The sequence below is a fragment of the Stutzerimonas stutzeri genome, from assembly GCF_024448955.1.
GTDB lineage: Bacteria > Pseudomonadota > Gammaproteobacteria > Pseudomonadales > Pseudomonadaceae > Stutzerimonas > Stutzerimonas stutzeri_AQ.
The window spans coordinates 87,135-108,686 of sequence record NZ_JAMOIH010000005.1 but is presented as its reverse complement, the minus strand read 5'-3'; the positions used below and the strand labels follow the sequence as shown (position 1 = coordinate 108,686).

General features: G+C 61.3%; 18 protein-coding genes and 1 tRNA gene. 6 read left to right on the top strand and 13 right to left on the bottom strand.

All coding sequences use genetic code 11. The features are described from left to right. Window positions 1–4 precede the first annotated feature (4 nt). The 3 genes from NA645_RS07035 to NA645_RS07025 are packed head-to-tail and all read right to left on the bottom strand — an operon-like array spanning window position 5 to window position 2,727. Window positions 5–880: a rhomboid family intramembrane serine protease gene (locus NA645_RS07035; RefSeq protein WP_256048175.1), complete on the bottom strand. Its 876-nt coding sequence runs from the start codon at window positions 878–880 to the stop codon at window positions 5–7. Then, window positions 881–1,840: a metallophosphoesterase gene (locus tag NA645_RS07030; RefSeq protein ID WP_256048174.1), complete on the bottom strand. Its 960-nt coding sequence runs from the start codon at window positions 1,838–1,840 to the stop codon at window positions 881–883. Further along, on the bottom strand, window positions 1,840–2,727 hold the full coding sequence (locus tag NA645_RS07025) for an NAD(+) kinase (RefSeq protein WP_122164119.1): 888 nt from the start codon (window positions 2,725–2,727) through the stop codon (window positions 1,840–1,842). The genes NA645_RS07030 and NA645_RS07025 overlap by 1 nt, the downstream gene beginning before the upstream one ends. Before the next feature lie 204 nt (window positions 2,728–2,931). On the opposite strand from NA645_RS07025, the gene NA645_RS07020 reads away from it, so the two are divergent. Then, entirely contained in the window at window positions 2,932–3,861 is a 930-nt protein-coding gene (locus NA645_RS07020) for a DUF1853 family protein (RefSeq protein ID WP_256048173.1), read from the top strand. Window positions 3,862–3,944: 83 nt separating this feature from the next. Continuing rightward, window positions 3,945–5,165, top strand: coding sequence for a chromate efflux transporter (gene chrA, locus NA645_RS07015; protein ID WP_256048172.1), 1,221 nt, complete (start codon window positions 3,945–3,947; stop codon window positions 5,163–5,165). A 21-nt stretch (window positions 5,166–5,186) separates the two neighbouring features. Here chrA and NA645_RS07010 read toward each other — a convergent pair whose 3' ends face one another. The 5 genes from NA645_RS07010 to NA645_RS06990 form a co-directional block, all read right to left on the bottom strand. After that, window positions 5,187–6,293 carry a cyclic nucleotide-binding domain-containing protein gene (locus NA645_RS07010; protein WP_256048171.1) on the bottom strand — a complete coding sequence of 369 codons (1,107 nt, stop codon included), beginning with the start codon at window positions 6,291–6,293 and terminating at the stop codon, window positions 5,187–5,189. Window positions 6,294–6,317: 24 nt separating this feature from the next. Next, a complete protein-coding gene (locus tag NA645_RS07005; RefSeq protein ID WP_256048170.1) occupies window positions 6,318–7,226 on the bottom strand; it encodes a 1-aminocyclopropane-1-carboxylate deaminase/D-cysteine desulfhydrase in 909 nt (302 codons plus the stop codon). A gap of 49 nt (window positions 7,227–7,275) precedes the next feature. Beyond that, a complete protein-coding gene (locus NA645_RS07000; protein ID WP_256048169.1) occupies window positions 7,276–8,637 on the bottom strand; it encodes a chromosome partitioning protein ParA in 1,362 nt (453 codons plus the stop codon). 198 nt (window positions 8,638–8,835) lie between these two features. Next, a complete protein-coding gene (locus NA645_RS06995; RefSeq protein WP_256048168.1) occupies window positions 8,836–9,267 on the bottom strand; it encodes a nuclear transport factor 2 family protein in 432 nt (143 codons plus the stop codon). 50 nt (window positions 9,268–9,317) lie between these two features. Continuing rightward, window positions 9,318–11,348: an NADPH-dependent 2,4-dienoyl-CoA reductase gene (locus NA645_RS06990; RefSeq protein ID WP_256048167.1), complete on the bottom strand. Its 2,031-nt coding sequence runs from the start codon at window positions 11,346–11,348 to the stop codon at window positions 9,318–9,320. A 219-nt stretch (window positions 11,349–11,567) separates the two neighbouring features. On the opposite strand from NA645_RS06990, the gene NA645_RS06985 reads away from it, so the two are divergent. Beyond that, on the top strand, window positions 11,568–12,575 hold the full coding sequence (locus NA645_RS06985) for a carbon-nitrogen hydrolase (protein ID WP_256048166.1): 1,008 nt from the start codon (window positions 11,568–11,570) through the stop codon (window positions 12,573–12,575). Continuing rightward, the gene (locus NA645_RS06980) at window positions 12,572–13,609 is read left to right on the top strand and encodes an AraC family transcriptional regulator (protein ID WP_256048165.1); all 1,038 of its coding nucleotides are present in this window, start codon (window positions 12,572–12,574) and stop codon (window positions 13,607–13,609) included. Before NA645_RS06985 ends, NA645_RS06980 begins: the two co-directional genes overlap by 4 nt. Before the next feature lie 275 nt (window positions 13,610–13,884). Here NA645_RS06980 and NA645_RS06975 read toward each other — a convergent pair whose 3' ends face one another. From NA645_RS06975 to NA645_RS06960, 4 genes are all read right to left on the bottom strand, one after another. Then, window positions 13,885–14,043 carry a DUF2474 domain-containing protein gene (locus tag NA645_RS06975; RefSeq protein ID WP_256048164.1) on the bottom strand — a complete coding sequence of 53 codons (159 nt, stop codon included), beginning with the start codon at window positions 14,041–14,043 and terminating at the stop codon, window positions 13,885–13,887. A 24-nt stretch (window positions 14,044–14,067) separates the two neighbouring features. After that, window positions 14,068–15,075, bottom strand: coding sequence for a cytochrome d ubiquinol oxidase subunit II (cydB, locus tag NA645_RS06970; RefSeq protein WP_256048163.1), 1,008 nt, complete (start codon window positions 15,073–15,075; stop codon window positions 14,068–14,070). 2 nt (window positions 15,076–15,077) lie between these two features. Further along, the gene (locus NA645_RS06965; RefSeq protein WP_256048162.1) at window positions 15,078–16,517 is read right to left on the bottom strand and encodes a cytochrome ubiquinol oxidase subunit I; all 1,440 of its coding nucleotides are present in this window, start codon (window positions 16,515–16,517) and stop codon (window positions 15,078–15,080) included. Between the two features lie 410 nt (window positions 16,518–16,927). After that, window positions 16,928–17,004 (bottom strand) — tRNA-Asp (locus tag NA645_RS06960). A 352-nt stretch (window positions 17,005–17,356) separates the two neighbouring features. Between NA645_RS06960 and NA645_RS06955 the strand changes: the two genes are divergently transcribed. Next, a complete protein-coding gene (locus NA645_RS06955) occupies window positions 17,357–17,992 on the top strand; it encodes a type II secretion system protein N (protein WP_256048161.1) in 636 nt (211 codons plus the stop codon). A gap of 3 nt (window positions 17,993–17,995) precedes the next feature. Beyond that, on the top strand, window positions 17,996–20,263 hold the full coding sequence (gspD, locus tag NA645_RS06950; RefSeq protein ID WP_256048160.1) for a type II secretion system secretin GspD: 2,268 nt from the start codon (window positions 17,996–17,998) through the stop codon (window positions 20,261–20,263). A gap of 49 nt (window positions 20,264–20,312) precedes the next feature. Here the strand turns inward: gspD and NA645_RS06945 are convergent, their stop codons facing one another. Further along, window positions 20,313–21,524, bottom strand: a complete 1,212-nt coding sequence (locus NA645_RS06945) for an O-succinylhomoserine sulfhydrylase (RefSeq protein WP_256048159.1) — start codon at window positions 21,522–21,524, stop codon at window positions 20,313–20,315. Window positions 21,525–21,552: the final 28 nt, after the last annotated feature.

Here is a 21,552-nt window from a genome sequence, read left to right as displayed (position 1 = left end):
CCTTTCAGTTGCCTTGGCCCGCGGCCCTGCGGCGCGCCAGCAGCCCACCTAGGATACCGGTCAGGCAGCCAGCGACCAGCCCGCCGACGTGGGCTGCAATGGCGATCGCCAATGCACCGAAGCTCACCACTTCGATCACCCCGGTCAGGCATACCACCAGCCAGATCAGCATCAGCACCACCACACCGGGCGGCAGTCGGTAGGCTTCGTCCGGCGACAGCTTCTGGAACAGCCAGCAGTGGCCGAGCAGCCCGTACAAAACGCCGGACAACCCGCCAAAGATGCTCGGCCCGCCGAACAGATATTGCGCCAGGTTGGACACGATGCCGAACAGCAGCGTGAACCCGAGCAGCATCAGCGCGCCCTGGCGATATTCGATGCGCCGCCCCAGTTCCCAGTACCACATGGAATTCATCGCCAAGTGCAGGAAGCCGAAATGCACGAAGATCGGCGTCACCAGCCGCCACCACTGCCCTTCTGCGAGAGTCTGTTCGAGCGTCGCGAAATAGGCGTATTCGCCGTCGATGCGAAAATCGCTGAAACTGAACCAGCGAATGGTCTCGAAATTTTCGCCGAGCATGGTAATCGCCGCCGCGATCAGCGTCAGCAGCAACACCGCGGCGGTCAACGGGCTGCGGCGCATACTGGCGACGAATCCCCCACCGCGGCGTGGCGGTTGCTCGGCGACGACCGCGCCATCACCTTGCGGGTAACGCTGATAGAGTTCACGGACCTGTTCGGCGGTTTCAGCCGGCACGCGCAGTACCTGCTCGCCCGACTCTTCGGAAACGCGGCAAGGCACCTGCAGGCGCCGCAGCAGCGCGACGAAACCACTCAGGTCTTCGGATAACGGCAGGCGCAACGCCTCGACAACCACCATCTAGCGCTCCACATTCACCCAGACGAATTTCGCCGGGTCGAGTCGGGTTTCCTGGTCGAGCCGGTAGGCGACCAGCTTGCCGTATTTCACCGCGCTGTAATCCAGGCAAGCCAGGTTATGGCGTATGGGCGCGGGCTCGCCGCTACGCCAGTAATGCCCGACGAACAGCAGCGGATCGTCGGGCCCGTACAGGAACAAGCGGCTCTTCTGGCTTTCGCTGAGCGGCAGGCGCGCCGCCTTTTCCGGCAGGCCGTCGGGCTGGAACACGATGTCGCCATAAGTTCTGGGGTTCTCTTCCCAGAACTTGGTGCGGAAGAAGCTGCGAGTGAATCCCTCGGCACTGGTCAACGTCAGGCCCTGGGGCAGCGGCATGTCGGTGCCACGCAGTAGACGGTCCAGTGCCTTGGCCGCGAATCCCTCGCTGAACGCGGCATCGCGCAAGAATTCTGGATCGACACAGCCGTGGCTCAAACGCTGGCGGAGCTGATCGATGACGGCGTTATCCCAGCAGGCGTGAACCACGCGGAAACGCTCGCTCTGAAGAAACAGCGGCAGCTCCATGAACCACTCGCGGAACGCCCGCCACTCATCCGGGTAGCGCTCGAACTGCTGGAAGGTCTCCTGCAGCAGCGTCTCGTAGCGCGGGGTATGCTCGCGGACGAAGGTCTTGCCGCTTTCCGGCGGTGCCGGGGTGTACCAGCCCAGTGCGTTGAACTCGTGGTTTCCCATGATGCAGTAGGCCTGCTCCGCCTCGACCATTGCATGCACCAGATGCAACGCCTCACGAATGCGTGGCCCGCGGTCGATGATATCGCCGAGGAAAATCACTTGCCGGCGCGGATGGCGCCACACATCGCCATGCCGGCGATAGCCGAGCTGATCGAGCAGCCGCTCCAGGGTACGAGCGCAACCGTGCACGTCCCCGATGAGGTCGTAGCCGCGCTCCGGATCGACGATCACTATTCCCCTCCACCGAGGCGACTGCCCCAGCCAAGCTTGGTGCGGCAGACCTCGTAATAATTGTGGTCCAGCGGATGGATCAGGTGCAGCTTCTGCGGCTTCTTGCGCACCGTGACGGTATCGCCCGGCGCGCAGGTGAAATGGTTCTGGCCGTCACAGGAGACTTGCGGATAGATCTGCATGTTCGGCGATACCACGATCTTCAGCTCGCTGTTGCCATCCACCACGATTGGCCGGCTGGACAGGGTATGTGGATACATTGGCACGACAACGATTGCATCCAGCCGCGGGTGCATGATCGGCCCGCCAGCAGACAGAGAGTAGGCCGTCGAGCCGGTGGGCGTGGCGATGATCAGGCCATCGGCCTTCTGGCTGCAGACGAACTGGCCGTCGATGTACAGCTCGAACTCGATCATCCGCGTCGATTTGCCGGGATGCAGCACCACGTCGTTGAGCGCGTCGCCCTCGCCGATGGATTCCTCGAAGCGCCTGACCTGAGCTTCGAGCAGGAAGCGATTTTCCAGGGTGTATTGCCCACTCAGCACTTCAGCGACTTTCTCTTCCAGCTCGTCGGGGCGAATATCGGTGAGAAAGCCCAGGCTGCCACGGTTGATTCCAAGCACCGGGACGCGATGCTTGGCCAGCGCTCGCGCCGCGCCAAGCAAACTGCCGTCACCGCCGACGACAATCACCAGATCACAGGAGTCGCCCAGCCGTTGCCGCGACGAGGTCTGCATGCCATGCCCCGGCAGCACCTCGGCGATGTTTTCTTCGAGGATGACGTGCAGGTGGCGTTCCACGAGGAATTTCTTCAGTCGGCGAATGGTGTCCAGCACCTGGGAACTGCCCAGGCGGCCGATGATGCCGATGTTGCGGAACTGGTCCATTGAAGCTCCCTGATAGCGTGGCGGGTAACAGGCCGGCACGCATCGAGCGGCAGCGGGCCGGGCAAAGCCTAACAGGCTCTAGATTGGTGTCGCGCGGGCGCGTTTGAGTTCAACACCGCGTTGGCCGACCCCGTTGCGGTGCGGCGCGAGGATTATGGGCGAAAGGCCAGAGGCGCAGCAAACCATCCCGGCTATGCTTGCTGCATGAGCCTTCCCCATCTTGCCGATTTGTTGCCCAGCTTACGGCACCCACAGGTGCGAGATCTCGCCTGGGCGATCCTTTCGCCGCCGCTCTTAATCGACGCCCCGTCACCCCAGCGCCATCCACTTGCGGCCAGTCGCTGGGCCGATGATCCCGCTGCGCTGAGCAACTGGTTGCTGCTGCACGACAGACAGCCGGCGATACTCCAGGCGTGGCTGGCACAACACAGCATTCGCCGGCTGGGCCTGTATTACGAACGTCTCTGGCAGTTCGCCTTGGCCCAGGCGCCGGATGTCGAACTGCTGGTGGCGAATCTGCCGATCCGACAGGGCGGCCAGACGTTGGGCGAGCTGGATCTGATCTTGCGCGATGCCGAAGGCGTGCATCACCTTGAACTCGCGGTGAAATTCTACCTGGGCCTGCAGACCGGCGATCGCCGCCGACACGACCACTGGCTGGGTCCCGGCAGTCATGATCGGCTGGATATCAAGTTGCAGCGCCTCTGCGAGCACCAGCTGCGACTCTCGTCCAGCCAACAGGCACAGGCACTACTGACCGAGCTGACTTGCCGCCAGATCAAAAGCGCCTTGTGGCTCGGTGGCTACCTGTTCCAACCCTGGCAGGACGGGTGTGAACCGCCCGCCGGAGCCAACCCGATGCATCTCGGCGGGTCATGGTTGCGGCTGTGCGACTGGCTGCATTCGACTGTCACCGATAGCGACGCGCACTGGCAACCGCTGCCCCGTCAAACCTGGCTGGCCCCGGCGCAATTGGAAGACAGCCAACTCTGGCAAGCCGAAGACGTTCAGCAGTGGATTGTCGATGCCAATCGCAGCCAGGCACGCCTGCTTGCCCGCGTGGAACCCGATGCGGATGGGCACTGGGTCGAGCGCGAGCGCCTTTTCGTGGTATCCGATAGCTGGCCTGGGTGATGCACTCTTCATCAAATCGTCACCCTCATGCGACACACTGCAGCGCCCATCAGACTGCCCCTCAGTAACAGAACGGCCCATCGATGTCTTCAGTTCAACCCGATTCAATCTCTCTGCAGCATTCAAGCGCCTGGACCATCTTTCTGGTGTTTCTGCGTCTGGGGTTGACCTCCTTTGGTGGTCCGGTGGCTCATCTCGGCTATTTCCGCGAAGAGTTCGTCAACCGCCGTCGCTGGCTGGATGAAGCGGGGTATGCCGATCTGGTCGCGCTCTGCCAGTTTCTGCCTGGGCCGGCGAGCAGCCAGGTCGGCATTGCCATCGGTTTGCTACGCGGTGGTTATCGCGGCTCGCTAGCCGCCTGGACCGGGTTCACCTTGCCGTCGGCGATTGCTCTGATGCTCTTCGCGTTCGGCATCAGCAGTTGGGGCGAAGCCGTTCCGGAAGGGCTTCTGCATGGCCTGAAGATCGTTGCGGTTGCGGTGGTAGCTCAGGCGGTGTGGGGCATGGCTCGAAACCTGTGCACCGACCGAGCGCGCATCACCATCGCTCTGTTCGCCGCATGCGCGGTATTGATTCTGCACAACGCCTGGGCACAACTCGGCGTTATCGCGCTGGCAGGCCTGGTCGGGGTGATGTTGTTTCGCCCTACATCGAAGGGTTGTCCCGCGCCTCATCAGGGCCGTCGGGATCGCTCGGTTGCCGGCGTCTTTTTGTTCTTGTTCTTCGCACTGCTGATGACGTTACCCGCGCTGGCCGCCGCTTCCAGCAGTCAGTTGTTGGAATTGTTCGACACCTTCTACCGCGCCGGCGCGCTGGTCTTCGGTGGGGGGCACGTGGTGCTTCCGCTGCTGCAGGCCGAAGTCGTACCTAATGGCTGGGTCAGCAACGACATATTCCTTGCCGGCTATGGCGCCGCACAGGCGGTGCCGGGGCCGCTGTTCACTTTTTCGGCATTTCTCGGCGGGTCCATCGGTCCTGGCAGCGCCGGCCTGATAAACGCAGCCGTATGCCTCGTGGCGATATTCATCCCTTCGTTTCTTCTGGTGTTCGGCGTCATGCCGTTCTGGGATCGACTACGCGCCAACCGCCGTGTCCAGGCAGCGCTGGGTGGAGTGAACGCCGCGGTGGTCGGCCTGCTACTGGCGGCGCTTTATGATCCAGTCTGGACCAGCGCCATATTCAGCCCCAGCGACTTCGCTCTGGCGCTGGTCGCGCTTGTCGCCTTGATGGCCTGGAGGCTGCCGCCCTGGCTGGTCGTGCTGGTGGGCGGTCTTGCAGGCTGGGCTATCGCCGCGGTGTCTTGATCGTTCGCCAGTGGTTTCGGCTCAGCCGCTGCGTTCAGTGCGACCGCCGGAACGCGCCAGATAGCCGCTGCCCCGCTCACAGATCAAGGTCGCGTATTGCTCGGCAGACAGCCCATCGAGACCGTCACGCAGCGGATAGGCGGTGAAACCCAGTTGGGTCAGCAGAAAGACCGCGCTGGCGCTACGCTTGCCGCTGTCGCAATAGCACAGATAGATCCGATCCTGAGCCAGCAGGCGTGTCTTGAGACGCAACAGATGCAGCGGCATATGCAGTGCCTGCAGCGCATGGCCGCGCTGGTATTCCTCCAGCAGCCGGACATCCAGCCATTGAGCGCCCTTCGCGATCAGTTCGTTCGCCTCCGCAAGGTCAAGTTCGGCCACCACCGGCGCCTTCAACAGGGCGATGAAATCCCGCCGCGCCAGGCGCAGCACCTGAGCATCCTCGAGCAGCGTCACGGTGGCGTTGCGAGGGCGTTCGGAGAGCAGAGCTTCTTCGCCGAAGCAGGCGCCGACGTCCAGTTCCGCCACGACCTGCTCTACACCGCCAAGGCCGGACATGACCTCGGCTCGACCGCTCTTGAGGAAATAACAGCAGTCGCCGGCATCACCTTCACGCAGCAGTACGTAACCGGCAGGTAACTCGATCGACTCAAGCCTGCCAAGCATCTTTCGCACGTTTTCCAGCGGCACCTTGGCGAACAGCGGATTGTCCAGCAGCGCTTCGAGCCAATCGGTCAGCTCGCCAGCCGTGGACAGCTCCAGAAGCAGATCGGCATGGGTCTGATGCCAGGACAACAAACGATCCAGCTGGGCGCTATCGACCGTCAACACACTGCAGACTTCCAGCGACCGCACCTGGCTCAGCCGGGGGCCGGGGCCGAATGCATGGCAGCTTTCCGGCGAGCCAGCGGCCATCCGCCATTGCTTGCCGCCTTGCCCATGCATGGACAAGGCGCCGGTAAGTAGGAAGTAGCAGGATCCGGCGCCTGTCTCGTCATCGAACAACAGCTCATCGGCGAGCAGCAGTCGTGGAATCAACTGCGCACGAAGCGTCTGAAGTCGACGAGGCGAGAGCGCATTGAGCGGAATCAGACTACCTAACTGATCGGGACGCAGCGGCTTGTTCATCCATGGTTCCAGAAGACGGGAAAGTCAGCGCAGCAGCTCGTCCAGCTGCGCCTGAGCAGCTCGCCGGCCCTGCAAGCCGCCGGTATGCACGAAGATGAGCCGCGTGCCGGGCGTAAAATAGCCGCGCTCAATATAAAGGCGCAATGCCATCATCGCCTTAGCCGTATAGACCGGTTCCAGCGGCAACCCGGTGGCACGCTCGGCTTCCACCATGAAGCGCGCAAGCGCCTCGTCGAACCGACCGAAACCGCCGCGACTCGCATCGATCAGCTGATAGTTTGTGCTGGAGACTTCAGCCTCGCCGAGCAGCCTGGCGACTTCCTGCGCAACACCATGAGACGGCGGCCCGGCCAGCGCACCGTAGACGCAGCGCTCGCCCTGCTCGGCCTCGCCGATCACCAGTCCTGCCAGGGTCGTACCGGTTCCAGCGGCCAGCCACCAGCCGTCGTGATCGTCCCAGCCAATCGCGGCCAGTTGCTCCCGTACGCGTGTCACCAGCGGCGCGCAACCCAGAGCGCCAGCAAGGCCGCCACCACCTTCCGGTACGCAGTAATAACCGGGATAGCGTTCGCACCAGAAATCGAAGAACCCCGGTTGGTGCCGCTCACGATAGCCACCGTAGCCCAGCCAATGGAGCTGCATTCCGAAGCCCTGTAAATCATCGACGGTCGCCGTCCGCTGTGGTTGCCCGCGCATCAGGCCGACACTGGCCAGCCCGCTGCGTTTGGCAGCTGCCGCCAACGCGTGAAGATGATTCGAGTGGGGGCCACCAAGGCTGATGAGGCCTGGTGCACCCGTCGCCCGTGCGGCCTGCAAATGGTGGGTGAGCTTGAACCATTTGTTTCCGGACAGCTCGGGATCGACCAAATCCAGGCGCAACACGGCGACCTGCACCTGCGCTTGCCGCAGCCAAGGCAAGTCGATGAGCTGCAATGGCGCGGGCCGTAACTCTGGAAATGATGATGAGAATGCCGGCAAATCGTCAGCTACCCGTGCGCAGCCGGTCCTGCGCTCTATGTCTGGCACAGCAGTTGGACTCACCAATGAAAAAACGGCTAGGGGCTTCCACTTTGTCCAGCGGCATATTGCAGCGCTCTCCACTGGACAAGGTAGCGACGCAGGTTGGCTGTTGATAATGCTGCACCCACTGGCCGTACTGCTCTTCGGAAACGGCACATTTGGCTGCGGCATAGGCGAGAGGGTTCTGTTGATAGCGGGCCATGTCATGAAGCGGAATGGTCAGGTGTCCCGCGCCGGGGTGATAAGCCATGAACGTCACGCCAAGGCCTGAAAGACGCTTGAGCACTTGCTCACCGCTCTGCTCGACGAGCGCATCACGCTGCTTTTGGAGTTGCTCGATCTCCTCCTGCAGCTGGACATCCAGTTCGTTGCGGTAGGCCAGTTCCACGTCACGGATGGACACCTGCTCCTTGTATTCGGTCACCGCGGCCGCGATCTGCCGTTTCAACTCCTCATCGAACTGCGCCTGCGAGGCCTGCGCTTCCGCGCGGCTGTTCTGCTCCAGCACACGCAGCTGCCGGCTCATTTCTTCACGGTTTTTCTGAAAACCCTCCGCCTGCTCGGCGAGCTGCGAGCGAAGTTGTTCGGCGAGCTGCTCCTTGTGCAGCAGTTCCTGGCGTAACTGAGCAAGCTCTTCCAGCAGCTTGGCCTGCTGCTGTGCGGCCAACTCGCGCAAACGCGTGATATCGGCCTCACGCTGTTGCTCGAGATTGGCGATGCGCAGACGCTGCTGTTTGATCAGTTGCGCGGCCTTGAGCCGTTGCTCCTGCTCGCGCTTTTCGGCTCGTTCGGTGGCCGCTTGTTTGGCCGAATCAGCCGCATACCAGGCATCCTCGGCGACCATTTGCAGGCGCTCGGCCGGTACCGTCTGAGGCATCTCCTCCTCGACCAGCAAGCAGAGCTGGTTGCGCCTGATTCGGTCACGCAGCATGACGAGGTGATTCCGGCTCTTGGTCAGTTCCGGGTCCCAGAGATGCATCTGATACCAAGACACAGGGCATTGGCTGCGGCATGCCAGCCGAATGGGGCCCGCACCTAGGTCAGGCCCACGTCCGGTGCGTTCGGCCAGATTGCGCAGCGGAATGTTCCAGCCGCTGTCAGCCGAGCCGTCTTCGTTGAAGTCCAAGTAAAAGAACACCGCCGAACGAATCTGCAGCCGGGTACTGACCAAGACGTAGGCGACGCGCATCTGCTGATCGGCGAACTCCGGCATGCTCACCACGCCATCGAGCATGGCCTCGAATTCCGGGTAGAGCATTTCCTTGCAGACGCCGCTGTCATTGAAGAACAGCACGGCTTCGACCGTCTGCGGTTTGATCTGCATGCTCGCACCCTCGATGGCTTGATCAGCTAGCGAATGTTGCCCATGAGCGGCGGACGCACCCACGCCGCTCTTTTATGTCGGCGCAAGTGTAGGAGAAAAATCGAAACAGGCGATGTGATTGGGTTGGCAGCGAGTCCGGTGCCTGGGTCCACAGTGTCACTCCGCCGGGAAACTGTGACTGAATTGGATAAAGCCATGTCAGGATTTCAATGCCGCAAGCTGTGGCGCCAGACGCCGCCCCATTTCTTCACCGAGCGCCGCCAATCCGCTCATGGGGCGCACCATGACTTCGAAATCAGTGATCAGGCCGGCTTCATCGAAGCGAATCATGTCGATGCCCTTGAGCTGTCGATCGCCGACACGCGCGCTGAACTCCAGCACGACGCTCGATCCATCCGCACTGGCCAGCTCGCGGTGGTAAGCGAAATCTTCGAAAACCTTCACCACGGTATTGAGGATCAGGCTGACCGCTGCCGCGCCCTCATAGGGTTTGAAGGCCATCGGCGAGCGAAACACGGCGCGTGGATGTAGCAACTCTGGCAGACCGCTGAGATCGGCGGCTTCGATCATCTGATGCCAACGCTGGAGCGTAAATGCAGCGGGCGGTTGCAACGAAAGTGCGGTGTGCATACGAGGCTCCTGTGAATAGAACGGCCCCGCTAGAGGTGGGGCCGGACAACTCAGATTTCCGCAGCGAGGCGCGAGCCCTGGTTGATCGCGCGTTTGGCATCCAGCTCGGCGGCAACATCCGCGCCGCCGATCAGATGCACATTGGCGCCCGCCGCCTCGAGTTCGGCCTGCAGCTCACGCAACGGATCCTGCCCTGCGCAGACGATCACGGTATCCACCGACAGGATTTGCGGTTCGCCTCCGGCGACGCGGATATGCAGGCCCTGGTCGTCCACCTTGAGGTATTCCACGGAGCTGATCATCTGCACCTGCTTGTTCTTCAAGCCGGTGCGATGAATCCAACCGGTGGTCTTGCCCAGCCCATTTCCGACCTTGGATTTCTTGCGCTGCAGCAGAGAGACCTGGCGTGCCGGCGCGTGCGGTACCGGTTGAATGCCGGCCACCCCGCCACGCGCTTCGAGCCCAAGGTCGATCCCCCACTCTTTCCAGAACGCCTCACGGTCCAGACTGGTCGACTGGCCCTGATGGGTGATGAATTCCGAAACGTCGAAGCCGATACCGCCAGCTCCGATGACGGCAACGCGTTGCCCCACCGGTTTACGTTGCAGGATCGCATCGAGGTAACCGATCACCATCGGATGTTCGATACCGGGAATCTCCGGCGTGCGCGGCGCGATGCCGGTCGCGAGAATGATCTGGTCGTAACCGCCAGCTAGCAGATCCGCCGCATCGACACGGGTATTCAGGCGAACGTCGACACCGGTGCTTTTCAGTTTGCTGTCGAAGTAACGCAGGGTTTCGTAGAACTCTTCCTTGCCCGGGACGCGTTTGGCCACGTTGAACTGGCCGCCGATTTCGCTACGCGAATCGAACAGGGTTACCTGATGGCCACGCTCGGCGGCGACGGTAGCCGCCGCCAGACCGGCCGGGCCTGCGCCGACCACGGCAATCTTTTTCACCGCTGCGGTGGGAATGTAGTTCAGCTCGGTCTCGTAGCAGGCCCGCGGATTGACCAGACAGGTTGTGAGCTTGCCGCTGAATGTATGGTCGAGACAGGCCTGGTTGCAACCGATGCAGGTGTTGATGGTATCGCTGCGATCGGCAGCCGCTTTGTTGACGAAATCCGGATCGGCCAGGAACGGGCGCGCCATCGATACCATGTCGGCGTCGCCTTCGGCCAGCACCTGCTCGGCAACTTCCGGCGTATTGATGCGGTTGGTGGTCACCAGCGGAATGCTCACCTCGCCGCGCAGCTTCGCCGTTACTTTGGTGAACGCCGCGCGCGGCACTTTGGTGGCGATGGTGGGAATGCGCGCCTCGTGCCAACCGATGCCGGTGTTGATCAGTGTCGCGCCGGCCCGCTCGATGGCTTTGGCCAACGTCACGACTTCTTCCCAGGCGCTGCCGCCTTCCATCAGATCGAGCATGGACAGGCGATAGATGATGATGAACTCAGGCCCCACCGCCTCTCTCACCCGGCGCACGATTTCCACGGGCAGACGCATGCGGTTTTCGTAACTGCCGCCCCAGCGGTCCGTACGATGGTTGGTATGGGCCACCAGGAACTGATTGATGAAGTAGCCTTCCGAACCCATGATCTCCACGCCATCGTAGCCGGCCTGCTGGGCCAGGCTCGCGCAATTGACGAAGTCACGGATCTGCTTTTCGATCCCCTCTTCGTCCAGCTCGCGCGGTGTGAAGGGATTGATCGGCGCCTGGATGGCGCTGGGCGCCACCAGTTGCGGGCTATAGGCGTAACGACCGGCATGGAGAATCTGCATGCAGATCTTGCCGCCCGCTTCGTGAACGGCCTGGGTGACCACCTTGTGCTCTTCGGCTTCGGCGGCGGTCGACAGCTTGGCCGCGCCCGCGCGTACCGAACCCTCTTCGTTGGGCCCAACACCGCCGGTGACGATCAGGCCGACGCCACCGCGCGCGCGTTCAGCAAAAAATGCCGCCATGCGCTTGAACCCGTTGGGCATTTCCTCGAGACCGGTATGCATCGAGCCCATCAGCGTACGGTTGCGCAACGTGGTGAAACCCAGATCCAGCGGGGCAAGCAGGTGCGGAAAAGCGGTCATGGTCAATCCTCGGTCAGGCGGCGCGAGTGTGGTGCGCTGTAATCATCGGTAAAGTCGCCACGTCTCATGGGATCGTGGTCGCTATGCGGCGAAGATAAAGAGGCGCCGCGAAGCGCTCAATGATCGAAACTCACAACTGCCTGACCCTGGTGCGCAAAACACTTGGCAATCGTGAACGATATACCTAGTCTTTCGCACATGCCCTCAGCAGCGTTTTCCATGCGTACCTACAGCAAACTGCTCGGTTTGACCGCCCTCGCCCTTGCCGCGCTCTTCATCTATCTGGACTGGACAGGTGACCGACGCAGCGGCCCATTGCTGTCCGACCTGCGCACTCTGCCGATCAATAGCCAGGGCCAGCCAGGGACTGCAGGCAATCTACTAGGGATCGAAACGCGGCTGATGCCAGCCGATTATCAAAGCCGGGAACGGCTGCAGCTGAAGTTCACCACTTACCTCGATCAGGCGCGTGACGCCGGTCTGCTGAACGCGCGTACGGTCGTCGTGCTGCCGGAGCATGTCGGCACCGGCCTGTTCGCCCTGGGCGAAAAGCCGGAAGTGCAACAGGCACGTACGCTGCGCGATGCCATGCAGTGGACGGCGTTGAGCAATCCTTGGGACTATCTGCGGGCGCTGTTTGCCAATGAGGGCGGCGACCACCGCACCGAGGCTGTGCTGAAGATCAAAGGGCGGCAAATGGCCGATGACTATCAACTCATCTTCGGCAATCTTGCACGCGGCTACGGCGTCACGCTGGTCGCCGGCTCCATCGTACTGCCCGAGCCGCGCCTCGAGGATGGCCGTCTACGGATCGGCGATGGCCCGTTGCGGCAGGTCAGCTTGAGCTTCGGCGCGGACGGCCAGCCCATTGGCCCGCTGCAATACAAGATTGCCTTAAGCCGCTATGAGCGTCGCTACAGCCAGGCACCTGACGTGCCATCGTCTACGCTGCGCACTCCTGCCGGACGTCTGGCCGTACTGCTCGGCTGCGACGGCTATACCCGCCAACCACCTGCCGATGCGGAACTGCTCGCCCTCCCCGGTGCGCGCGATGACCCGCACGCCAGTTGCGCAACCGCTCTCGTTCCTCAAACGTCGCTGCCCCGCATGGAGGTACGCACGTTCGGGCTGCCCTGGAATCTGGTCGGCTCGCCCCGTCGACCCGCACCGCAGCATTACAACGCGCCCGTGCAACTGAACAATCTGTGGCTGCCGGAGCGCTCGTGAATCGCCAACGGGTGCGCCTCGGTGACCTCTCGGTTGGCTTCGTGCACAGCTTGAGCAGTGCCCTACAGGAAAAACAAATCGATCCGCAGCCGCTGCTGGACGCTTACGGTCTAGACCTGGCGCGCCTGTCCGAGCCACGCGCATGGCTGTCCATTCCGCGCTATATGCGCCTCGGCCATGCGGCCATCCAATTGACTGGCGACCCGAGCCTGGGCTTAGTGATGGGCCGATTGCGCAAGGCCGGTCATCTGGGTCTGGTCGGAATAACCTCCGCCCAGGCGCCAACCGTTCGCGAAGCGGCACGCACCCTTATTCGCTACGAGCCGCTGTACGCATCCAATTACCGTGGCGCTTCGGCGTTTCATGAAGATGCCGAAGGGGCCTGGTTGCGCTTCTATTCGATCAGCCCCTACAACAGCTACAACCAATTCGTCGTGGATACGGTACTGGCTAGCTGGATCACGCAACTGGCCACGGTCGCCGCATGCCCGATAGCGCCCGTCGCGATTCATATCGAATTCGAACGCCCCGACTATGCCGCGCGCTACGAACCAATCTTCACGAAACCCGTCGAGTTCGCTGCCGAGCACAACCAGCTGCGGCTGGACAAAGCCACGCTGGCGCTGCGCAACCCGGAACATTGCCCCGGCACCTGGCGCCAGCTATTGGAGTTTTGCGAAGCGGAACTGGAACAGCGGACCCGGACACGCAGCCTGCGCGAGCGGGTCACGCAACTTCTGGGACCGATGCTCAAAGGCGGCGAGCCGGACCTGCAGCAGATCGCCAGCCGACTGCAGCTGCCCTCCTGGACGCTGCGTCGAAAGCTGGAAGAAGAAGGCACCAGCTACCGGGCCATTCTCAACGATACGCGCCGCGACCTGGCCATGACCTATATTCGCGACACCGAACTGGCGTTCGGCGAGATCGCCTGGCTTCTGGGCTTTTCCTCGGCGGAAGCCTTTCAGCGCGCATTCAAGCGTTGGGGCGGGCAAACGCCTGGCGAATACCGGCGCCAGCAGCGGCGTGCCGACTGATCAACTAAAGCTCGAAAGCGTCTTCAGCCGGCTCGGGGCCATCCTGCTCGGCGGCGTGCCATTCGAGTATTTCGTCCTGGTAGTCATCCATAGGAGCGCTCCTTGTATTGGGTCTCTATTCGACAAATCCGTACCAGCACGCTAACGCGAGTACATGACCGAAACATGAACCGTTGCGCACCGATGTTGGAACATCTGAATAGCCCAAGCTCACCGCCACCACAACGCGCCTAAACGCCGCACAGCACAGCACAGCACCGCACTTGACGCGACGTTCATGGAGTCGTCAGGCCAGCGGCCGTCATGAACTGACGCAGCAACCAGGCGACTACCCCAAGCACCAATACGCTTGCGGACCAGATCAACACGAGCCAGGTCATGCGCTTCCATAACGGCTTGGCCTCTGATGCGCTGCTTTCACGCTCCTTTTGCATAGGACCCTTCATGAGGCGACCAACTCAGTGATAGCCATCTTCGGCACTGACCTTTCCCCTGAATACGTAGTAGCTCCAGGCCGTGTACATCAGGATCAGCGGAATGATCAGCAGCGCCCCAACCAGCGTAAAACCCTGGCTCTGCGGCGGCGCGGCAGCCTCCCAAATGCTTACCGAAGGCGGAATAATGTTCGGCCAGAGGCTGATGCCCAGGCCGCTGTAGCCGAGAAAGATCAGCGCCAGGGTGAACAGGAACGGCGAGTAATGGGCGTAGCGCGCGATCGATCGCAGCAGCCCGTATGTGCACAGCAGCACCAGGATTGGCACCGGCATGAAGAGAAACAGGTTCGGCATGCTGAACCAACGCTCGGCGATATCTGGATGCGTTAGAGGAGTCCAGATACTCACGACACCGGTCACTGCCAATAAGGCCCAAACTAGCGGCACACCGATATCGTGCATGCGCCGCTGCAGATCACCGCTGGTTTTCATGATCAGCCAGGTGCAACCCAACAAGGCATAAGCGACGATCAAGGCCAGCCCGCAGAACACCGAGAACGGCGTCAACCAATCCAGCGGGCCACCGACATAGGCCCGATCGGCCACCGGAAAGCCGTGAATGAAGGCGCCCAGCGCGACGCCTTGGAAGAAGGTCGCGGCGAGCGAGCCACCAATGAAGGCTTTGTCCCAGATATGTTGGCGCGCAGCGCTCGCCTTGAAACGAAACTCGAAGGCGACACCGCGAAAAATCAGCCCCATCAGCATGAAAATGATCGGCAGATACAGGGCGGACAGCACGACTGAGTAAGCCAGCGGGAAGGCCGCGAACAGTCCGGCGCCACCCAGCACCAGCCAGGTCTCGTTGCCATCCCAGATCGGCGCCACGGTGTTCATCGCCACGTCACGCTCGGAACTGTCTGCAAGGAACGGGAAAAGAATCCCGATACCCAGATCGAAGCCGTCCATCACGACATACATCATGATCCCGAAAATGATGATCACAGCCCAGATCAGCGAAAGATCGACACCCATATTCAGTTCCTCTCGCCCAGTTGATCGCCGTGCTCGTGGGGAATCGCCTCGTCGGCGGCAGAAATCGGCCGCATCGGCGTTCTTTTTTCACCGGGTCCACCTGCACCCTTCTCTTTGCCTTCGTGGGTGACCGGCCCCTTCGCAATCAGCCGCAAAACGTAGACGAAGCCGATACCGAACACCGCAAAGTAGATGAGCACGAACAACGCCAGCGTCAGCCCTAGCTGCTCGGCGCCGTGATTCGAAACTGCATCGGCGGTGCGCATCACGCCGTAAATCACCCACGGCTGCCGGCCGATTTCCGTCGTGAACCAACCGGCGAGAATCGCGATGAGTCCCGACGGCCCCATCCACAATGCCAGCCGTAGAAACGCACGCGACTCATACAGCCTGCCGCTGCGCCGCAGCAAGAGACTCCACACGCCGGTGAGGATCATCAGTAAACCCAACGCGACCATTATCCGGAATGTCCAGAACACGATGGTCGAGTTAGGCCGGTCTTCTGGAGGGAAATCTTTGAGGGCCGGAATGGGCTCGGTCAGGCTGTGCTTGAGAATCAGGCTGCCGAGGTACGGAATTTCCACCTTGAACCGCGTCTCTTCACGCTCCATGTCCGGCCAGCCAAACAACAGCAGAGGGGTTGGCTCGCCAGACGAGTTATCCCAGTGCCCTTCCATCGCAGCGATTTTTGCGGGTTGATGCTCGAGCGTATTCAGGCCATGAAAATCGCCGACCACGGCCTGAATCGGGGCAACGATCAGCGCCATCCACATGGCCATGGAAAACATCTTGCGAACCGCCGGATTGTCTCGCCCACGCAGCAGGTGCCAGGCCGCCGAAGCGCCGACCATGAACGCGGTGGCAAGGAACGCCGCGATCGCCATGTGCGTCAGCCGGTACGGAAACGATGGGTTGAAGACGATGGCGAACCAGTCCACCGGCACCACGATGCCATCGATGATCTCGTGGCCCTGGGGCGTATGCATCCAGCTGTTGGAGGCCAGGATCCAGAAGGTCGAAATCAACGTGCCGACTGCCACCATGATCGTGGAAAAAAAGTGCAGCCCCGGTCCGACGCGGTTCCAGCCAAATAGCATGACACCGAGGAACCCGGCCTCAAGGAAAAATGCGGTCAAAACCTCATAGGCCAGCAAAGGCCCGGTCACGCTGCCGGCGAACTCCGAGAACGCACTCCAGTTGGTGCCGAACTGGTAGGCCATGACGATGCCAGAGACTACGCCCATGCCGAAGTTGACGGCGAATATCTTCAGCCAGAAGTGGTAGAGGTCGCGATATACACCACGTTTGGTCTTGAGCCACAGCCCTTCCAGCACAGCGAGAAAACTGGCCAGCCCGATCGTGATCGCCGGAAAGATGATGTGAAAGGAAATGGTGAAAGCGAATTGGATCCGCGCAAGCTCGAGAGCTTCCAAACCGAACATTCAAGGCCCCTCGTCAGTTAGCCGCGTGCCCATGGCAGATGGATGTCGTACGCATTACTGACAGCAAGAAACCGCAAGGGTGCGCTCGATCGCTCGGCAACCACGTGGCTAGACGAGCAGAACGCGTCATAACAGTGCAGACCAAGAGGACAGAGGTGCGTAACTATCGCTGCACGGTGCGATCAGGCGACGTCCCGATATGCAGAGCGCGGATGCGTAACGAAGAAAGCTGAGCGCGGTAAACAATCGTTATCCGCGGGCAGAGCGGCGCGCTCAAGGGAGCCAGTGAAAAAATCAGCCAGGACACTCTCGAATGGATGCGCTAAATAACGGCGAGGCAGAAACGAAAAAAGCGACCCTAAGGTCGCTTTTTGCGAGACTTCCTGGCGGTCAGGGCCTGGAAGTAAATATGGCGCAGCGGACGGGACTCGAACCCGCGACCCCCGGCGTGACAGGCCGGTATTCTAACCGACTGAACTACCGCTGCGCGTCGGCCGGACTTTCGTCCGAATCGTAAGGCTTGCTGTTAAGCAGTGGCCAACCGAGTAACCAACCGGTTGATCGCCTTGCGAGGCGCGCAATTTACGCATCCACCCGAACCAAGTCAACTGTGCGCAGCGTTTTTTTCCAGAAAAAATCCGGCCATTTGCAATCACTGCCAGGAATCGCACGTTGCCGGGCACCTTTTGCCTGAAAAACAGTCATTTGCACTGGCTATTTTAGGTGCTTCAGTTGTCATGGTCTGGTCTAGACTCCAGGCATGCCGGACATCGACGGTACCCACCAACCTCTACCCAAACAGCGTTCACACCCTTATTCAGTTTCACGGAGTGCCTGGCTTGGCTTCCACCGCCGCCCTGCAGAACGTTCGCCAACACGCGCCGCTGATCATCAGCGCGGCTATCGTCGTGCTCTTCGGTCTCTATCTGGCTGGTCAGATCAGGGAATGGCTGCAGCTTACCCAGGCGCCCTCGGCGGCTGCCGCGCAGAGCAGCCAGCCAGCGGGCGTCGCGCCGGATCTGCAACGCATGGAAAGTCTATTCGGCACCCCTGTGTCTACCAGTCAGAGCTACACAGCCGGGATATCAAATTCCGACCTGACCTTGCTAGGCAGCTTCGTACACGCCGATCCGGCCCGTTCCACGGCAATAATCCAGCTGAGCGGCTTTCCACCACAGCTATATCGGGTCGAAGAGGAACTGGAACCGGATGTCAGCCTGCACAGCGTTCACCCTGACAGAGTCGAAATACTGAGAGGCGGCCGCGTCGAAAGCCTGTATTTCCCGAGCGTTCGCTCCGCTACGGCGGTACCTGACAACCTGCCGGACTATAGCGACCCTGCGGAGACGGATTACGTCGACCCGCAAGCGGAAATGCTGCAACAGCAGATGGAAGCGCTCCGCCAACAGATGGAAGGGGCCACCAGCCCACCAGAAACCATGCCCACCGATGAACAGCCCACGGAAGACGACTGACTGATGCTGCCTTTTTCCTCTCGCCCGTTGATTGCCTTGATCGCCGTTGGCGTACTCGCCGCTCCCCTACCCTTGCTGGCGGTCGACCCCGGAATCGAGCCGAGCGAAACCCAACAGGACGGCTGGACGATCAACCTCAAGGACGCCGACATTCGCGCCTTCGTCGATCAGATCAGCCAACTGACGGGGCAGACCTTCATCGTGGACCCACGGGTCAAGGGACAGGTCAGTGTCGTGTCATCGACGACGCTCTCGCTAGCAGAGGTCTACCAGCTATTCCTGTCGGTCATGGCGACTCACGGTTTCAGCGTGCTCACCCAGGGCGAAGTCACGCGAATCGTGCCGAACGCAGAAGCAAAATCGGAGGCAGGCGGAGGACCGGCCGGCGGCGATCTGCTGGAAACCCGTGTCATCCAGGTCCAGCACACCTCTGCCACCGAATTGATTCCACTGATTCGCCCGCTGGTCCCGCAATATGGCCATCTGGCCGCGGTCGGTTCGGCCAATGCACTGATCATCAGTGATCGCAGCGCAAACATCGCGCGCATCGAAGATCTGGTCCGCCAGCTCGACCGCGCCCAAACCGACGACCACAGCGTGGTCAATCTGCAGTATGGCTGGGCCGTGGACATTGCCGAGGTGCTGCGCAACACGCTGGCACGGGGCGAAGCCCGGGATACCGCAGGCGCACAGATCATTGCCGATTCGCGCACCAATCGACTGATCTTTACCGGGCCGGAACAGGCGCGGCAGAAACTTGCCAATCTGGCGAGGACACTCGACACGCCAAGCACCCGATCGGCCAATACGCGCGTCATCCGCCTGCGCCATAACGATGCCAAGTCCTTGGCCGAGACCCTCGGCGATATTTCCGAAGGTCTCGCAACACCAGTGGATGGCGAGGTTCAGGGCGGCCGTTCGCAGAACATCCTGATTCGCGCCGATGAAAGCCTCAACGCCCTGGTCATGCTCGCCGAGCCCGAGCTGATCGGCACCCTGGAGTCGATCGTACGTCAGCTCGATATTCCACGTGCGCAGGTCATGGTCGAGGCTGCCATCGTCGAAGTTTCCGGCGATATCACCGACGCACTCGGCGTCCAGTGGGCGGTCGATGCGCGCGGAGGCACAGGCGGTGCCGGCGGCGTCAGCTTCGGCAATACCGGCATATCCATCGGCAGTGTGCTCAATTCGATCAACGAGAACGAGATTCCAAGCAACCTTCCTGATGGCGCGATTATTGGGGTCGGCACGCGCAGCTTCGGCGCATTGATCACTGCATTGTCAGCCAACAGCAAGAGCAACCTCTTGTCGACGCCCAGTCTGCTGACACTGGACAACCAGGAAGCCGAAATTCTCGTCGGGCAGAACGTGCCCTTTCAGACCGGCAGTTACACCACGGACTCGTCCGGCGCAAACAATCCGTTTACCACCATCGAACGCCAGGACGTGGGTGTAACGCTGAAGGTGGTGCCGCACATCAATGACGGAGCCACGCTGCGCCTGGAAATCGAACAAGAGATTTCCACGATCGCACCATCGGCATCGCTGTCGGCGCAAGCGGTCGACTTGGTGACGAACAAGCGTTCGATCAAGAGCACCATCCTCGCGGAAGACGGCCAAGTGATCGTGCTGGGGGGCCTCATTCAGGACGACGTTACCCGCACCGACTCGAAGGTCCCGCTCCTCGGAGATATCCCGTTCCTAGGCGCGCTGTTTCGTTCTACTCAGGAAACTCACATCAAGCGCAATCTAATGGTGTTTCTGCGCCCGACCGTTATTCGCGATCGCGCCGGGCTGGCAGCGCTGTCCGGCAAGAAATACAGCGATATCCGGGTCATCGAGACCGGCTCGGACAGCCCGAGCATCCTCCCTGCCACGCCCGAGCGGCTGTTTGACGGCCAAGGTCAGCCAGCACCGGCTATCGATCTTCGCTCTAACGAACCGGAGCAGCGCCGTGCGATTCCCAGAGCGCCGGCAACACAACGAGCCCCGGCAGTCTCCGCTCCCATGCCGCAAAGGGAACAGTCATCGATTCGCTCGGGCTGGGCCGTCCAAGTAGCCAGCCTACAGAACCGCGACAGCGCCGAAGCGCTACGGGGAAAGCTGGGTGCTGAAGGGTTCGATACCTATATAAGAACGACAGGCCGGACACATCGCATATTCGTCGGGCCAATGGAACAGCGCCAGGAAGCCAGCCGGATCCGCGACCAGCTCTCCGAGGAACAGCGCCTGGACGGTTTCGTAGTGAACTTCGAAGCTGGGGACAACTGAGATACCGTGCAATCCGAATTGAGGACGATCCTTCGTCCTCAATTCAGCATCACAACGCAGCCAGCCCTCGGGCTAGGTCGGCTTTCAAGTCAGCCACATCTTCCAGGCCCACGGCCACACGGATCAGACTGTCACGGATGCCAGCGGTTGCACGATCTTCCGGCGAAAGCCGACCGTGAGTAGTCGACCCTGGATGAGTGATGGTGGTCTTGCTATCGCCCAGATTGGCGGTGATGGAGATCAGCCGGGTCGCGTCGATAAAGCGCCACGCACCCTCCTTGCCCCCCGCCACCTCGAAGCTCAGCACAGCCCCAAAGCCCTTCTGTTGACGCTTGGCCAGTTCATGCTGCGGATGACTGGACAAGCCCGCGTAATAGACTTTTTCTACACCCGGTTGCTGCTCGAGCCACTCGGCGAGCGCTTGCGCGTTTGCGCAATGCGCCTGCATACGCAGCCGCAGGGTCTCCAGCCCCTTGAGAAACACCCAGGCATTGAACGGGCTCAACGTCGGACCCGCCGTGCGCAGAAAGCCCACCACTTCTTTCATCTGCTCGGCTCGGCCGGCCACCACGCCGCCCAGACAGCGCCCCTGGCCGTCGATGTACTTGGTGGCGGAATGAATAACGATGTCAGCGCCGAGCGCCAACGGTTGCTGCAGGACCGGTGTGCAAAAGCAGTTATCTACCGCCAGCATGGCGCCCTTGGCATGGCAGAGTTCGGCCAACGCCTCGATATCGACCAACTCGGCAAGCGGGTTCGAAGGTGACTCGACGAATACCAGGCGGGTATTGGATTTGAATGCGGGCTCCCAAACGTCAACCTCTGTGAGCGGAACGTAGTCCACTTCAAGCCCGAAGCGTTTCAGATATTTCTCGAACAACGAAACCGTCGCACCGAAGACGCTGCGCGAAACGAGCACATGATCGCCGGCGGAGCACAGGCTCATCACCGTTGCCAGGATCGCAGCCATCCCAGATGCGGTCGCTACGGCCTGCTCGGCACCCTCCATCGCAGCGATACGCTCTTCGAACGCACGCACTGTGGGGTTGGTATAGCGCGAATAGACATTTCCCGGCACTTCGCCGGCAAAACGTGCGGCGGCGTCGGCGGCACTCCGGAACACATAGCTGGATGTGAAGAACAGCGGCTCGCCATGCTCACCTTCGGGCGAGCGGCGCTGGCCCGCACGAACAGCCAGTGTATCCATGCCCACTCCGGACAGATCACTGTCCAGCCGGCCTGCGTCCCAGTCAGTTGTCATAAATTGTCCACCCTGAACGGAGGCGGCA

What these genes read in the sequence shown, in the direction of transcription:
- NA645_RS07035 (WP_256048175.1), bottom strand. Translation starts at nt 880, where the DNA reads ATGGTGGTTGTCGAGGCGTTGCGCCTGCCGTTATCCGAAGACCTGAGT.
- NA645_RS07025 (WP_122164119.1), bottom strand. Translation starts at nt 2,727, where the DNA reads ATGGACCAGTTCCGCAACATCGGCATCATCGGCCGCCTGGGCAGTTCC.
- NA645_RS07020 (WP_256048173.1), top strand. Translation starts at nt 2,932, where the DNA reads ATGAGCCTTCCCCATCTTGCCGATTTGTTGCCCAGCTTACGGCACCCA.
- chrA (WP_256048172.1), top strand. Translation starts at nt 3,945, where the DNA reads ATGTCTTCAGTTCAACCCGATTCAATCTCTCTGCAGCATTCAAGCGCC.
- NA645_RS07010 (WP_256048171.1), bottom strand. Translation starts at nt 6,293, where the DNA reads ATGAACAAGCCGCTGCGTCCCGATCAGTTAGGTAGTCTGATTCCGCTC.
- NA645_RS07000 (WP_256048169.1), bottom strand. Translation starts at nt 8,637, where the DNA reads ATGCAGATCAAACCGCAGACGGTCGAAGCCGTGCTGTTCTTCAATGAC.
- NA645_RS06995 (WP_256048168.1), bottom strand. Translation starts at nt 9,267, where the DNA reads ATGCACACCGCACTTTCGTTGCAACCGCCCGCTGCATTTACGCTCCAG.
- NA645_RS06990 (WP_256048167.1), bottom strand. Translation starts at nt 11,348, where the DNA reads ATGACCGCTTTTCCGCACCTGCTTGCCCCGCTGGATCTGGGTTTCACC.
- NA645_RS06985 (WP_256048166.1), top strand. Translation starts at nt 11,568, where the DNA reads ATGCGTACCTACAGCAAACTGCTCGGTTTGACCGCCCTCGCCCTTGCC.
- NA645_RS06975 (WP_256048164.1), bottom strand. Translation starts at nt 14,043, where the DNA reads ATGCAAAAGGAGCGTGAAAGCAGCGCATCAGAGGCCAAGCCGTTATGG.
- cydB (WP_256048163.1), bottom strand. Translation starts at nt 15,075, where the DNA reads ATGGGTGTCGATCTTTCGCTGATCTGGGCTGTGATCATCATTTTCGGG.
- NA645_RS06965 (WP_256048162.1), bottom strand. Translation starts at nt 16,517, where the DNA reads ATGTTCGGTTTGGAAGCTCTCGAGCTTGCGCGGATCCAATTCGCTTTC.
- gspD (WP_256048160.1), top strand. Translation starts at nt 17,996, where the DNA reads ATGCTGCCTTTTTCCTCTCGCCCGTTGATTGCCTTGATCGCCGTTGGC.
- NA645_RS06945 (WP_256048159.1), bottom strand. Translation starts at nt 21,524, where the DNA reads ATGACAACTGACTGGGACGCAGGCCGGCTGGACAGTGATCTGTCCGGA.